11 protein-coding genes are annotated in these 13,002 nt (G+C 61.8%); 4 read left to right on the top strand and 7 right to left on the bottom strand.

Annotated features, from left to right (window positions below):
• Positions 1–88: 88 nt before the first annotated feature.
• The 4 genes from Thiosp_RS19320 to mobB all read left to right on the top strand — a co-directional run bounded on the left by Thiosp_RS19320 (position 89) and on the right by mobB (position 4,979).
• Positions 89–712: a type IV pilus inner membrane component PilO gene (locus Thiosp_RS19320; protein ID WP_201063876.1), complete on the top strand. Its 624-nt coding sequence runs from the start codon at positions 89–91 to the stop codon at positions 710–712.
• A gap of 74 nt (positions 713–786) precedes the next feature.
• On the top strand, positions 787–1,245 hold the full coding sequence (locus tag Thiosp_RS19315) for a pilus assembly protein PilP (protein WP_323696616.1): 459 nt from the start codon (positions 787–789) through the stop codon (positions 1,243–1,245).
• 19 nt (positions 1,246–1,264) lie between these two features.
• Positions 1,265–3,673, top strand: a complete 2,409-nt coding sequence (gene pilQ / locus Thiosp_RS19310; RefSeq protein WP_201063872.1) for a type IV pilus secretin PilQ — start codon at positions 1,265–1,267, stop codon at positions 3,671–3,673.
• 151 nt (positions 3,674–3,824) lie between these two features.
• Positions 3,825–4,979 (top strand): molybdopterin-guanine dinucleotide biosynthesis protein B, encoded by a 1,155-nt coding sequence (gene mobB / locus Thiosp_RS19305; RefSeq protein ID WP_201063870.1) that lies wholly within the window; start codon positions 3,825–3,827, stop codon positions 4,977–4,979.
• A 77-nt stretch (positions 4,980–5,056) separates the two neighbouring features.
• Here the strand turns inward: mobB and Thiosp_RS19300 are convergent, their stop codons facing one another.
• The 7 genes from Thiosp_RS19300 to Thiosp_RS19270 all read right to left on the bottom strand — a co-directional run bounded on the left by Thiosp_RS19300 (position 5,057) and on the right by Thiosp_RS19270 (position 13,002).
• Positions 5,057–6,040 carry a diacylglycerol kinase family protein gene (locus Thiosp_RS19300; RefSeq protein ID WP_201063868.1) on the bottom strand — a complete coding sequence of 328 codons (984 nt, stop codon included), beginning with the start codon at positions 6,038–6,040 and terminating at the stop codon, positions 5,057–5,059.
• 162 nt (positions 6,041–6,202) lie between these two features.
• The gene (locus Thiosp_RS19295; protein WP_201063866.1) at positions 6,203–7,060 is read right to left on the bottom strand and encodes a metallophosphoesterase family protein; all 858 of its coding nucleotides are present in this window, start codon (positions 7,058–7,060) and stop codon (positions 6,203–6,205) included.
• A 152-nt stretch (positions 7,061–7,212) separates the two neighbouring features.
• Positions 7,213–10,044: a response regulator gene (locus Thiosp_RS19290; RefSeq protein ID WP_323696615.1), complete on the bottom strand. Its 2,832-nt coding sequence runs from the start codon at positions 10,042–10,044 to the stop codon at positions 7,213–7,215.
• A gap of 210 nt (positions 10,045–10,254) precedes the next feature.
• Positions 10,255–10,617, bottom strand: coding sequence for an EAL domain-containing protein (locus Thiosp_RS24825; protein ID WP_201063259.1), 363 nt, complete (start codon positions 10,615–10,617; stop codon positions 10,255–10,257).
• Positions 10,568–11,560 (bottom strand): aldo/keto reductase, encoded by a 993-nt coding sequence (locus tag Thiosp_RS19280; RefSeq protein WP_201063260.1) that lies wholly within the window; start codon positions 11,558–11,560, stop codon positions 10,568–10,570. The genes Thiosp_RS24825 and Thiosp_RS19280 overlap by 50 nt, the downstream gene beginning before the upstream one ends.
• Before the next feature lie 97 nt (positions 11,561–11,657).
• Positions 11,658–12,284: a cation diffusion facilitator family transporter gene (locus tag Thiosp_RS19275; RefSeq protein WP_201063261.1), complete on the bottom strand. Its 627-nt coding sequence runs from the start codon at positions 12,282–12,284 to the stop codon at positions 11,658–11,660.
• Between the two features lie 181 nt (positions 12,285–12,465).
• The gene (locus Thiosp_RS19270) at positions 12,466–13,002 is read right to left on the bottom strand and encodes a nucleotidyltransferase family protein (RefSeq protein ID WP_201063262.1); all 537 of its coding nucleotides are present in this window, start codon (positions 13,000–13,002) and stop codon (positions 12,466–12,468) included.

The raw sequence follows: 13,002 nt of genomic DNA, 5'->3' as shown, positions 1-13,002 counted from the left end.
AGACATTGCAGCGGGTTCAATTGCCCAAGACAGCAGCCCCCACGATTTCAGCAGCCAAGATTCCAGAAAAATTGCATCGAGAAACAGCATGGATCTCAATCAACTGAACGAGCTCGATTTCAATAATCTTGGCGAAGCACCGGTTCCGGTCAAGGCAGTGATCATTTTGCTCCTGTGCGCGGCCGTGGGCTATGGCTGGTATCACTTCAGTACCAGCAAGCAGATCGAGCAACTGAAGACGGCAGAGCGCAAAGAGACCGAGCTGAAACAAACATTTGAGACCAAGCAAAAGAAAGCTGCCAATCTGGATGCCTACAAGCAGCAGTTGGCTGACATGGATGAGTCCTTTGGCGCCATGCTGAAGCGTTTGCCCAATCAGACCGAGGTCGATGATTTGCTGATCGATGTGTCTCAGACAGGGCTCGCATCCGGACTTGAGTTCGAGCTGTTCCAGCCCACGGGTGAGCAAGCGCGAGATTTCTACGCGGAATATCCGATCAAGGTCCGCGTGACGGGCCAGTACCATCAGTTTGGGGAGTTTGTCAGCGGCTTGGCGGCCTTGCCGCGCATCGTGACGATCCACAACATCGCCATCCAGGGTGATAACGGTGGCGGGCGCGGGCGCGGCGCCGCTGCGGGGCCAGGTGATTCGCTCACGCTGGATGCAACCGTCAAGACTTATCGCTACCTAGAAGAGAATACACTGCAATGAGTATCTCAGTCCGCCAGGTGTCTGCCATTGCGCTGACTGCGGCAGTCGGACTCGGCGGCTGTGGTGATGCGCGTATGAATGAGCTTCAAGACTTCGTCCAGGACGTCAAGGAACGTCGGCCGGCACCCTTGGAACCGGTGCCGCAGATGAAGCAAATCGATAATTTTATTTACGAGGACGACGGCCGGCGCAGTCCGTTTGAAATGGACGAGCAGAGCGTCGATGCGATCACGCCCGAATCAGCTGGCGACAGCGGGCTGGCGCCGGACCCACTGAGACGCAAGGAAGTTCTTGAGCAGTACTCGCTCGATTCATTGCGCATGGTCGGGACCTTAGATCAGAACGACACCATCTGGGGGCTGATCACATCCCCTGATGGCATTCTGCACCGGGTGACGGTCGGCAATTACATGGGCCGCAACTACGGTGTCGTGACCAGCATTAATCAACAGGGAATCCAGTTGACGGAACTCGTCAACGAGGGTTTGAACGAATGGGTTGAACGCCAAGCATCGATCAAGCTCAGCGAATGATCGACCGGAGATTTTCGCCATGACCAGACGCACGCCAGATCATTACGCTATCCGCGGGTGCAACCTGCGGCTGTTTCGACGCGCCGCCGTGGCGCTTGGCAGACGCTGTGGTCCGATTCTGTTGGTGGGCCTCCTGTGGCCGTTGGAAGCCGCAGCGGCCACTGTGCTCAAAGACGTCGAGTTTTCCTCCTTGCCGGGGAATGCGGTCGAGGTGGATTTGATCTTCTCGGGCACGCCGCCAACGGCAACGGATTTCGCGACGGACAATCCGGCGCGCATTGCCATCGACCTGCCGGATGTGAATACCGAGCTTGCCAGTAAGGAGTTGCCGATCGAGATCGGCGTGGCGCAGAGCTTGAACGCCATTCAGGCCGGTAGCCGCACTAGAGTGGTGCTGAACCTCGCCGATTCCGTCCCCTACGAGTTGAGAACTGAGGGCAACCGCATCATCGTCGGCCTGAACCTGCCGCCAGCGAATGTGATCACGGCGGAAGATGTCGCCGAGGAAGATCTGCGGCCAGGCGCTGCCGGGGAAGAGCCGGCCGCGACGCCAGAGGTGGCCGCGCAGCCCACCGGTGCCAGTGAGTCCGCCAGCGAAACTATCCCGCCGGCTGCGACCGCGGCTGAAATGCCGCGTCAGATTGGTGCCGTGCGCACCTCGCGCTTCGGGCGCTCGGCAACCGCGAACCGCCGCGCGGCACTGAAGAATATCGATTTCCGTCGCGGTGCCGATGGCGCCGGGCGGGTGATCATCAGCCTGCCTTCCAGTACCACGCCCGTGAATGTGCGCGAGCAAGGCACCTCGGTGATGGTTGATATCGGCAACACCCAGCTTCCGCAACGGCTGTTTCGCCGGCTTGACGTGGTTGACTTCGCCACGCCCGTGGTCGCGGTAGAGTCGCGTGCCGAAGGCGAGGATATCCAGGTCAAGATCGACACGACCGAAGACTACGACTATTTGGCCTACCAGAGCGATAACCTGTTCACCGTTGAGTTTCGCGCCTTGACACCGGCCGAAAAAGAACAACTCGAGCGGGAAAAAATCGTTTACGACGGTGATCGACTGTCGCTGAACTTCCAGGATATTGAAGTGCGCGCAGTGCTTCAGCTACTCGCCGACTTCACCGGCCTGAATCTGGTCGCCAGTGATACCGTGCGCGGCAACATCACGCTGCGGCTGCAGAATGTCCCTTGGGATCAAGCGCTGGATATCGTGCTCAAAACCAAGGGCCTGTCGATGCGCCAGACCGGTAATGTGGTCATGGTCGCGCCCACGCAGGAAATCGCCGCACAGGAGAAACTTGAGCTTGAGTCCCAGCAGCAGATCGAGGAGCTTGCTCCGCTGCGCTCTGAGTTCATTCAGGTCAACTATGCCAAGGCAGCGGATCTGGCATCCCTGATCAAATCCGAGGGGAATAACCTGCTCTCCGAGCGCGGTGCAGTGACTGTCGATCAGCGCACCAATACTTTGCTGGTCCAGGATACTGGAAACAAACTGGAAGAAATCCGCTCGCTGGTGCTGCGTCTCGATATCCCAGTGCGACAGGTGCTGGTGGAGTCGCGCGTGGTGATTGCGGATAATAATTTCTCTCGGGATCTCGGCGTGCGCTTTGGGATATCGGGTTCAATGGGCGAATCAGGCAGCAATGAGTTGCTTGTCGCGGGTGGTCAGGATGGTCATTTGGAAGGCTCTGAAACGATCGACAAGGGACCTTTCATGGGGGTTTATGACACCAGCTTTTATCAGAACCCATCCACGAATCCACCGTCACCGAATGCAGCCAATCCGCAGGCTCCGTATAACTCCGGGCTTGACTTGGGTGGTGCCGAGGCACTACTGGTTAATCTGCCAGCAAACACCCCATCGGGCGCTGTGAATTTCCTGCTCGGAAAAGTCGGCTCCCATTTGTTGCAGCTTGAGCTTTCGGCAATGCAGAAAGAAGGCCGCGGCGAGATTGTTTCAGCACCTCGGGTGGTCACCTCGGATGGGCATCAGGCCACCATCAAGCTGGGCCAGGAAATCCCCTACCAATCGGCTGCTGGCGGACTTGGCGGTGGAACCACGGTAAGCTTCAAAGAAGCGCTATTGCAACTGGACGTGACACCGCAGATTACACCTGACGATCGGATCATCATGGACCTTGCCGTGAACAAGGATAACCCGGACTGGACGCGGGAGGTGCTGGGCACCCCGCCGATCGACACGCGATCTGTCGAGACGTCAGTGCTAGTGAACAATGGTGAGACCATCGTGCTAGGAGGCGTATTTGACGGGACCAAGACCTACAGTCGCGAGCAGGTGCCCTGGCTTGGCGACCTGCCGGTGCTGGGGAATTTGTTCAAGACCACGGCTCGAGCAGAATCTAACACGGAACTGCTAATCTTCGTGACGCCCAAAATCCTCAAAGGTGAAATGGCTGGCGGTTAACAGATTACGAGTGTGCGGCCTGAGCTCAAGGCGTCGCATATCTCGAGCAGAGCAGCCAAGGGATTTCGTTCCAAAACCGAAAACTGATTTTGTATCCCTTTAACTGGCTGTGTTTTATCGTGCGGAAAAGCATGGCCAGAGGCCCGAAGCCATGACTCATGGCATTGCGCATGTCGGATTCGCGGCACCCAGCGGTACCGGAAAGACAACCCTGCTGGCGCAACTGGTCCCGGTGCTGCGCGCCCGCGGTCTGCGGCTGGGTTATCTTAAGCACGCCCATCATGGCTTCGACCTGGATGTGCCCGGCAAGGACAGCTTCAGGCTGCGTGCGGCCGGCGCAGGTTCTGTGCTTATCGCTTCATCCCAACGCTGGGCACTGTTGCAGGAAGGTTTCGCGTCAGGTCAGCAGACGGGTGCTCCGGGTTTCGAGGCTTTGCTGTCGCACTTTGACCCGGAATTGACCGACCTGATCCTGATCGAGGGCTGGCATGGGGCCTCCTTTCCGCGCATTGCAGTGCATCGGCTCGCTTCAGGCTGCGCGTTTTCAAACTTCGATGATCCCGATCTGATTGCGGTAGCGAGCGATGCTCCCGATCAGGTGCCGGTGAATCTGCCGCTGTTGCCGTTGAACCAGCCCGAGGCAATTGCCGATTTTCTTCTCCAAAACCCGCGTATCGGAATAGCCGCACAGGGACCGATGGCAAGGGGCCGGCACGCCGATCATGGCTGCGGTGGCGGGCTGCCGCCGCGCGACTTGCGCGAGCAGCTTGTGTTTTACTACCGCCTACTGCGCCGTTACGGCTTTAATGATGCGCAGTCTGGCAACGCTTCAGTTCGCACGGATACCGGATTTTTGATCACGCCAAGCGGCGCCGGTGGGGATGATCTAAGGCCAGAGGACCTGCTGCCCTGTTCGGTGGAAGGACCTATCCCCGCGGGCGCATCCTTCGATGCCGGATTGCATCAGGCGGTGTATCGAAGTCAACCGCAGGCGCAGGGCATCCTGCACAGCCATGGTGCCTATTCGATTGCCGCGAGTTGCGCGGGCAAGTCATTCGAGCCAGCCGATTTTGAAGGGCGGCACTATTTTTCGCAGGTGCCGATCGTGCCCATTCCAGAGAGCTTCGAGGCCTACTGCGCACTGGTGCCTGAGCGAGTCGCCGCAGCGCTCGGCACATCCCCGGTTGCGATGGTGGCGACGCATGGGGTCTATGCTTGGGGCGAGAGTCTGCGACAAGCCTATCAGTGGACCTGCGCGCTGGAACATTCCGCGAAGATCAGGAAGATTGTGTCGACAGCAGCCTAATGGCTGGCGAGGATGTTGCCGTCAGCGGCAGACCCATCCCAAGGGTGCGATGATGCGCAGGGCTGTATTGCCTACGGTTAATTGGCCGGGACAAGCACCGGCACTGCGCGGGCCTCGATACTGAACTGCAATGGCGCCTGCAGCCGCCGGATTTCGCCATCCAACAGCACCGGCAAGGTTTTGATGCCGGGCAGCTCGACGCACAGGCTCGTGCCCGTCTCGGTCAGAAGCACATCCTCGATGCTCCAGGCCTCGGACATCAAGCGCGCGAGCAGGGAGCGCAAACGCGGCAGGGTCGCGCGGCGCATGGCATAGAGCGCCAGCACGCCCTCGTCCAGACGCGGGCGACCTGGGATGAGACGCACCGCTGGTTCCACGCGGTTGTTGACCACCACCAGAGTGCGCGAGCGCAGCCGGTGGATTTGACCATTCGTCACCAAGCTCATGCGCAGATGCGGATAACGCCCCCACAACTTCAGTGCGCTCAAGAACAATCCCGGCCAGCGCCGCCAGCGCGGTTGCTGACGATGGCGTTCGCGGTAGCGCGCGAGCAGTGCGGCGACCCCGACCATGCAGGCACAGAGAAATGGGTGGCCATTGACCCGGCCAAGATCGATCTGGCGCAAGGCGGGGTTCAACAGCGCTGTTAGCGCCTGCTCGGGATCGGGAGGAAGTCCCAAATCGCGCGCAAGCCAATTCATGGTGCCGCCGGGCAGGATGCCTACCGGTATCTGAGCGCCATGCAAGGCCTCAACCACGGCCAGCACGGTGCCATCGCCGCCGAGGACGAAAATGGCGCACAGGTCATCGCCCAGACGCTCTTGCAGGACTTGCGAAAAACGCTCTGGGTTGAAGGCGATTCGCTCCAGTTGCAGACCATGCGCAGCCAGGCCCGCCTGCAACCGACTGAGCAGGGCGGTCTGGGCGTCCCGTGCGGCGGGCACATCGCCGGCGGCGGGGTTGAAGACCGCCAGTACCCGCCTCTTGCGGGAACCACCTGCGTCGTTCCGGGACCAGAATGCGCTCTGGTCATCACCCGGCGTCACCTTGCGCCCAGGCACTGGCTGGTTCGCCGTCCTGTTGCTTTCGTTGTCAGATCCTGCCTGATTCATTGCTCAGAGTGGCCGCGTGGGTCAGGTCGCGCGCGGGGGGCGATGCTGTCGGCGATCATCAGATCTGGCGCTTGATTAATGGACATTGCACGACCCTTTGCTCAAGCATGATCAATGCACCGGCGGCTTGATATCCGGGACCTGCTCGACCGGGGCGACCGGCTCGAGCGGACTGCGTGGAGGTGTCGCGTCCTCGGGAACATCGCCGATCATCATGTCGGGCGTGGCGTGGTCCCCGAGATTGCGCACAGTGACGCTCAACTGCTCGCCATCCCAGCGCAGCTCGTTGAAGCTCGGCGGGGTTGAGCGCAGGCGCCGCGACAAGGTGCCGGCGCCGATCATACGCACCGGCCCCTGCGCTGTCTGCTCGGTGAGGTCGAAAGCGTCATGGACATGGCCCGAGAGCACGGCAAGTACCTTGCGCTTGGCAAGCTCCGTCAGGGATTTTTGGCCGTTTATGGTCAGCGCGGTGCCTTTGGTGCCCACTTCACGCAGGGGATGGTGGGCGGTTATCAGTGCGCAGGTCCCCTTGGGCAGCGCATCGAGCGCTGCGAGGCAATGCGCGAGCGCCGCGTCGGTCACGCAGCCTTTCGACCAGTTCAGGCGCGGTTGCCAGCGGGCCACCGTCTTGAGCGGCACGATGGCAAGCCCGGGTAAGTTGATGTCCACCTCCACCTTGTCCGCGATCGCCTGTATCCGCTGGTAAGGGTCGAAAAAGCGCTGGATCGGGTTGAAATACGGCAGGTCGTGATTGCCCACCCCGACGGTGACTGGGGCATCGAGCGCGCGAATCCAGGCGCAGGCCGCGTCGAACTCGCGCAGCCTGGCGCGCATCGTCAGATCGCCGGTGATCGCCACCGCATCGGGACGCTTCTTGGAGATTTCTTGCTTTACCCAGTCGAGCGCGCGCGGGTCTTCAAGCCCGAAATGGATGTCGCTCAGGTGGAAGAGTACGTAAGGATCATGCATGGGAGCCAGGCATGGTGTTTAGCCTCTGTCGGGCGTCCAGAGCCTGATTTGGATCGGCGGGACGCTGGGGATTCAGCAGGTTAAAAGGGTTCAGGGTACAACAACCAGACCACAGTGGCTTGCGCGAGATGGGGAGGGCGCGCACGGCCTCTTCACTCGTTCTGGGTAGCCCACCGGTCCAGCACTGCCCGCAGGGCCTGCGCGTCAACAGGTTTGGACAGATAGTCATCCATGCCAGCGGCGAGACAGGTCTCCCGATCGCCCTTCAGGGCATGGGCCGTCATGGCGATGATGGTGACCGAGGGATCGATGTCGCCGTTGCGGTTCTCCCGGATGTGCCGGGTGGCCGCGATGCCATCCATCTCCGGCATCTGCACGTCCATGAACACCAGATCGTACGCCTGCCCCGACATGGCTTCCAGTGCCTGGAGGCCATTGAAGGCTGTGCAGACGCGATGCCCCCAGCGCTCCAGCAACATCGCCATGATCTGCGAGCTGGTCGGGTCGTCCTCGACGATCATGATGCGCAGACGCTTGGTCGAGGACGGCTCCGCGCTCTGGGGCGTTGCCTGGGCCAGCTCTGGGATAGTTGGCCCTGGGATAGTCGGCTCGGTGGTGACCGGCTCTGTGATGTTCGCCTCGGTGATGGCCGGCTCGCGGGCGGTCGGTTCTGCGGCGAGGATGCCCACCGCGATATCGAACCGCACGGTGGTTCCTTGGCCCAGGGCGCTTTCAATGGCGACCTGCCCGTCCATCAGGCCAACCAGTCGTTTGACAATGGATAGACCCAGACCCGTGCCCTGGAAACGCCGAATGGAGGAGCTATCGACCTGGGTGAAGGGCTCGAACAACTCGTCGATTCTGTCCGCAGCGATGCCGACGCCCGTATCGGTCACCGCGCATTGCAGACGCAGGCTCCCGGCTTCGCTCGGCTCGAGTACCCGGGCGTCCAAGCGCACCTCTCCCTTGACGGTGAACTTGACGGCGTTGCCAACCAGGTTGAATAGCACCTGGCGCAGCCGCGCGGCGTCGCCGATCAATTCCGCGGGCACCTCGGGGGCGATGTGTGAGTGCAGCGCGATGCCTTTGGCCGCGACCTGCGGCCCAAAGGCCGCTTTGATCTGTTCCAAGAGGGCGCCCAAGGTAAAAGGTTCGCGCGCGATGGACAACATGCCGGCCTCGATCTTGGAAAAGTCGAGGATGTCGTTGATTACGGTCAGCAAGCTCTGGGAGGACGCCTTCGCCGATTTCACATATTCGGCCATTTCCTCATCCAGATCCGACATCTCCATGAGCTGGAGATAGCCCATGACGCCGTTGAGGGGCGTGCGGACTTCGTGGCTCATGTTGGCCAGGAACTCGGACTTGGCCCGACTGGCGGCCTCGGCCCGCTCCTTGGCGTCGATTAGCTCCGCTTGTGTCTGGCTGCGCGCTGCCTCGGCCTGATAGCGCAGCTCGATATCGATCAAGGCGCCCAGCTTGCTCGCCGATGCCAGTTCCTCGTCGCTCCAGCGCCAGCTATGCAAATGCACCGTCTGCGTCCAGGCCGCGAATGACTTGCGCGGACTAATGCGACCATCCGTCTCGATGGTGACCGGCTTGTTGGGATCGCCGCCCCAGCTGAGGTGGCGCACCTGCTCGGCGCGAAACCAGAGCAGCGCAAGATCCGGCGCCGAGGTCAAGCGCAGGAAGACCAGGCCGGCCGCCGTAGCCCCTAGGTCTCGGGTGTCGGGGATGTGGTCACTCAGACAATCGGTGGCGAAGACCGGGGCCTTGTCAGCGCTGGTGCGCGCGCACAGCTCGGCAGCCAGCGCGGCGATGCGCGCAGCATCCGGTGTCTCGCTGCCGGTGTGAACATGCTCGCCAACGATGAGTGCGACACCTTCGGCTCCGACCGCGCCGAGCAGGTCAGACTGATGCGGATCCTCAAGCAAGGCGGAGAGCCGTGCACCTTGGCGCATAGCGGCTACCACGCGCTCGCGGCAGGTTTTCAGGTCATGTTCCGCGCGGCGATGGCAAGCGTCTTCGGCGAGTTGGATCTGCGTCTCCAGATCTTGCGCCATCCAGTCCATGACCCGGCGGAGCTTCTCTGAGACCAGATAGGGTGTCTGATGGTGGCAGGCGATCAGTCCCCATAGCTGATCTTCGCGGTAGAGCGATAGCGTCAAGGTGGCGCGCACGCCCATGTTGCGCAGATATTCCACATGCACCGGCGAGACGCTGCGCAGCAGGCTGTGCGAGAGGTCGAGCGGCTGGCCGCTGAGGGGATTGAGCGCCGGCGTGAGCGGCACTGGGACATAGTCGATATCGACGATCGCCCGGGTGCGGTTGATCAAATACAGCTGCCGGGCCTGCAACGGAATGTCGGAGGCCGGATAGTGTAGCCCCAGATAGGGCTCCAGGGTGTCCCGACGCGATTCGGCGACCACCTCGCCATGCCAATCCACCGGGTCGAGACGGTAGATCATCACCCGGTCGTAGCCGGTCAGATCACGCAACAAGGCGGCGGCGTTGTGCAGCTTTGCCGTCAGGTCTTTTTGCGCGCGGATCGGGTTGAGCCCGCGCACGGCCATGGCGAGCAGATCGCCTGGGACGGCGCCGGCGGGCAGTTCCGGCTCCAATTCCAGCAGCACCAGGCCGTCGGACTCGTGCACATAGCCGGTCAGGGCGCGGGCATCCAGCGGCGAGGGCCACTGAAACGAATAGGGGGCGCTAGGTTGTGCCTGGTAACCCGCCAAGGCGTCTTGCACGGCGCTGACCAGCGCTGCGCCCAGGGCTTGTTCCAGCGTTTGCTCGAGCAAGTCCTCTGCGGCGATGCCGAGCAACTCGCGGCAGGTGGCGGTGGTCTGGACAATCCGCCAATCTGGCCCGTGCAGGGCGAGCAGGACCCCATGCGGCTGAATGGCGCCTGAGAGATGAATCGGCTCGGCCTCGCATTGACTGAGGTCGGGAAGCACAGGCGTGGCGTTAGGATTTGCTGCCATGACAAACCTCTTGATCTTTGAGTACTCAGTGTTGGTGGCGAAGCCTCAAGAATCGAAGGCTAGAATAACACAAAAGCAAAACCTTGCTTTCCGATGTGCGGTGGTCGCTTCTGGCGGATAGGTAAGGTGCGGGTTCAGCTTGTCGGCGACAACGACGGCGACGGCCGTGCAATCAGGTAGCCTTGAGCGTGGGTGAAACCGACGGTGCGGCTAAGGTCCATCAGGGTCTCCGTCTCGACCCCTTCGGCCACCAGGCGAAACTGGGCCGGGGTGGCCCGTTTCGTTCACAATGGCGCTGAGATGGGTGTCAAAGTCACTGCCGCGAATCTGCTGACCAGAGAGGTTGACCGCGATGCGCCCGAATTTGAGCTCGCGGTCGAGCCACTGCCGGGCCTGGCGGCAGGCAGGTCGCAGAACCCAGTCGCCGATGGCATTGACCAGGCCGTTGCGCTCAGCAATATCGATGATGCGCTCCGGGAGAACCTCGCCCAGTTCATCGCAACCGGACAGCTTCCACGCCTGATCAGCGAGTCGGTGGCGCCATGAATTCCGGCCCCACGGGGTCGGTGACATGCTCCCGCACGATTTGGTCGATGGCATCGAGCGCCTGACGGTCGAGGCTCCAGCCGTCGATGATGTTGACCGGGTCCATCTGCTCGGGGCTGCGCCCGCCCCAGAGGGCGACGCTGTGACCGGGTTGGTCGAGCAGCCAGCGCAGGGCCAGTGCCATGACGTCCTTGTCGCAGTGCTCGCGAGCGAAATGCTCAAGCGCCGCGACCGCGGCCAGGTACTGATCGAAGCGCGGCTGTTGGAATTTCGGGTCGTTCCGGCGCAGATCGTCGCCGCCGAATTGGCGCTCGCGCGTCATCTTTCCACTGAGCAGTCCCCGGCAGAGCGCGCCGTAGGTGAGGGTGCCGATGTCGTGGCGCGCGCAATAGGGCAGCACGGCATCGCCCGCTTCGCGTTCAAATAGATTGTAAGGGGGTTGATTCGCGTGCAGTGGGGCGGACGCGCGGAAGGCGTCCATCTGCTCAGGAGAGAAATTGGAGACGCCGATCGCGCGGATCTTGCCGGCGCTGTGGAGGTCGTCCATCGCGCGCGCGGTCTCTTCCATGGGCGTTTTCGCATCCGGCCAATGGATCTGATAGAGGTCGATGCGGTCGGTGCCCAGGCGGCGCAGTGAGTCTTCGACTTCGCGCTCAATGCGCGCGCGCGTGGCTTCGCGCCAGACCTTGGTCTCGTCGTCGGACCAGTTCAGCGCGCATTTGGTCGCTAGCACCACCTGATCGCGCAGTCCGTGGCGGGCGATGGCCTTGCCGACGATTTCTTCTGAGCGACCCATGCCGTAGACCGGCGCGGTGTCGATCAAGGTCACGCCGAGCTCGACGGCATGGCGGATGGTTTCGATGGAGGTGTCCTCGTCCGTGCCGCCCCACATCCAGCCGCCGATGGCCCAGGTGCCCAGTCCGATTCGAGAGACGGTCAGATCGCTGCTGCCCAATTTGGTGTATTCCATGCTTGCTCCTGCGTGTCACGCGTTGTCAGCTATGAGGATTGTCAGCGGATGATCGGGCGCTCGCTTGATGCGGTGATCGGGTAGCGGAGCGCCCGGCTCAGACGGGGGGAGTGCCGCTAACAGCACCAGCGCCTTCCCGACGCAATGACTCGGCCTCGATGAAGATGCGTTTGATCTCCGGATGGCGTTCTCTAATGCCACGTTCCAGCCGGTCCACCACGGCCATGATAGTCTCAGACGACAGGCTGGAGCGGAACCGGACATCCAGATTCAGCAGAACCTCATCGGGTCCCAAATGCATGGTCAGCGGACGACCAGCTTCGACCACGTCCGCGTCTTCGCGGGCGAGTTGGCGAATGCTGTCGATAACCAATGGGTCCGCCGCTTCGCCGATCAACAGGCTACGGCTCTCGTAAGCGAGGATGAGCGCAACGCTGGCCAGGGTCAAACCAATCATCATGGAAGCGATGCCGTCCCAGATCGGGTTGCCCGTTCCGAAGGGATGCGCTTGGTCCGGCTTGTGCGCAGAGCGCTTCATGCCATGGAGCAGCAACCCCTCATTGGCGGTATCGACCAGCGAATGAATGCACTCCGAGAACATCGCCGAGCTGCCGGTAAAGAGGGCCGCGACGCCCTTGGCAACCGCGATCACGCCATTCGCCGCCATGGCGCCGTAGACGGCGATTGGGGGTTTGGGTTTGTCCGCAGCAGATGACGACGTCATGGTATTTCCTCCTAGGGCAGTGGGGTGCCGATTGGGAGCAATCCTCTCATTGCGCAAAACGCGCCGCCTCGGATATTGGCTATCGAGTGCAACCCTGAACATCCTCGCCTGATGTCATGCAAACCTTTCTACGTCCAGTGTTGGCGTATCGGCTCAATAATCAGCCCATCGACCACCCATTCTATCGGTCGAGGTCGCGAAGGACACCTGGGTCTGGGCAAGGGACTTCGGTCAGCGCTGCCCTGCGCAGCAGGTGGCGCGCCCCTTGGTCGCCCTGCAAGCCTTGCAGTGCGGGACCGAAAGCGGCGCTGAAGCCAACGGGGTGACCTTGTTGACCGGCATAGACCGGGCGTGCGATGGCGGCACCTTCAGCTAAGGCCGTCGCGACGGCGGTGATGCTCTGCGGTTGGATCCAAGGCATATCCGCGAGCGCAATCAGCCAGCCGTCGGCGTCAGCGCTCGCCGCGACGCCGCAGGCGATACTGTGACCCATGCCATTGATGGCCGCCGGGCAGAGGATCACTTCGAGTCCCTCGGCGGCCAATCGGTCTGCGACCTCGTCGGCTTCCCGCACCACGGCCAGCACCCGGGGTAGTGCGCGTTGCAGGGTGCGTGCGGACTGCACCGCCATAGGCGTGCCGTCCGGGAGCCGATGCAGCCGTTTGTCGCTGCCGAAACGTTGGCTGCTGCCTGCCGCAAGCAGGACGCCGACCGGCAT

Origin of the sequence: Thiorhodovibrio litoralis (assembly GCF_033954455.1) — a bacterium.
GTDB classification, from domain to species: Bacteria; Pseudomonadota; Gammaproteobacteria; order Chromatiales; family Chromatiaceae; genus Thiorhodovibrio; species Thiorhodovibrio litoralis.
The sequence above is the reverse complement of the archived record's forward strand: the minus strand, read 5'-3'. Positions and strand labels throughout refer to the sequence as shown.

Bases quoted from the DNA above. Each gene is read 5' to 3' on its own strand.
- Thiosp_RS19320 (WP_201063876.1), top strand. From the start codon at position 89: ATGGATCTCAATCAACTGAACGAGCTCGATTTCAATAATCTTGGCGAA.
- Thiosp_RS19315 (WP_323696616.1), top strand. From the start codon at position 787: ATGAATGAGCTTCAAGACTTCGTCCAGGACGTCAAGGAACGTCGGCCG.
- pilQ (WP_201063872.1), top strand. From the start codon at position 1,265: ATGACCAGACGCACGCCAGATCATTACGCTATCCGCGGGTGCAACCTG.
- mobB (WP_201063870.1), top strand. From the start codon at position 3,825: ATGACTCATGGCATTGCGCATGTCGGATTCGCGGCACCCAGCGGTACC.
- Thiosp_RS19295 (WP_201063866.1), bottom strand. From the start codon at position 7,060: ATGCATGATCCTTACGTACTCTTCCACCTGAGCGACATCCATTTCGGG.
- Thiosp_RS19290 (WP_323696615.1), bottom strand. From the start codon at position 10,044: ATGGCAGCAAATCCTAACGCCACGCCTGTGCTTCCCGACCTCAGTCAA.
- Thiosp_RS24825 (WP_201063259.1), bottom strand. From the start codon at position 10,617: ATGTCACCGACCCCGTGGGGCCGGAATTCATGGCGCCACCGACTCGCT.
- Thiosp_RS19280 (WP_201063260.1), bottom strand. From the start codon at position 11,560: ATGGAATACACCAAATTGGGCAGCAGCGATCTGACCGTCTCTCGAATC.
- Thiosp_RS19275 (WP_201063261.1), bottom strand. From the start codon at position 12,284: ATGACGTCGTCATCTGCTGCGGACAAACCCAAACCCCCAATCGCCGTC.
- Thiosp_RS19270 (WP_201063262.1), bottom strand. From the start codon at position 13,002: ATGCCGGTCGGCGTCCTGCTTGCGGCAGGCAGCAGCCAACGTTTCGGC.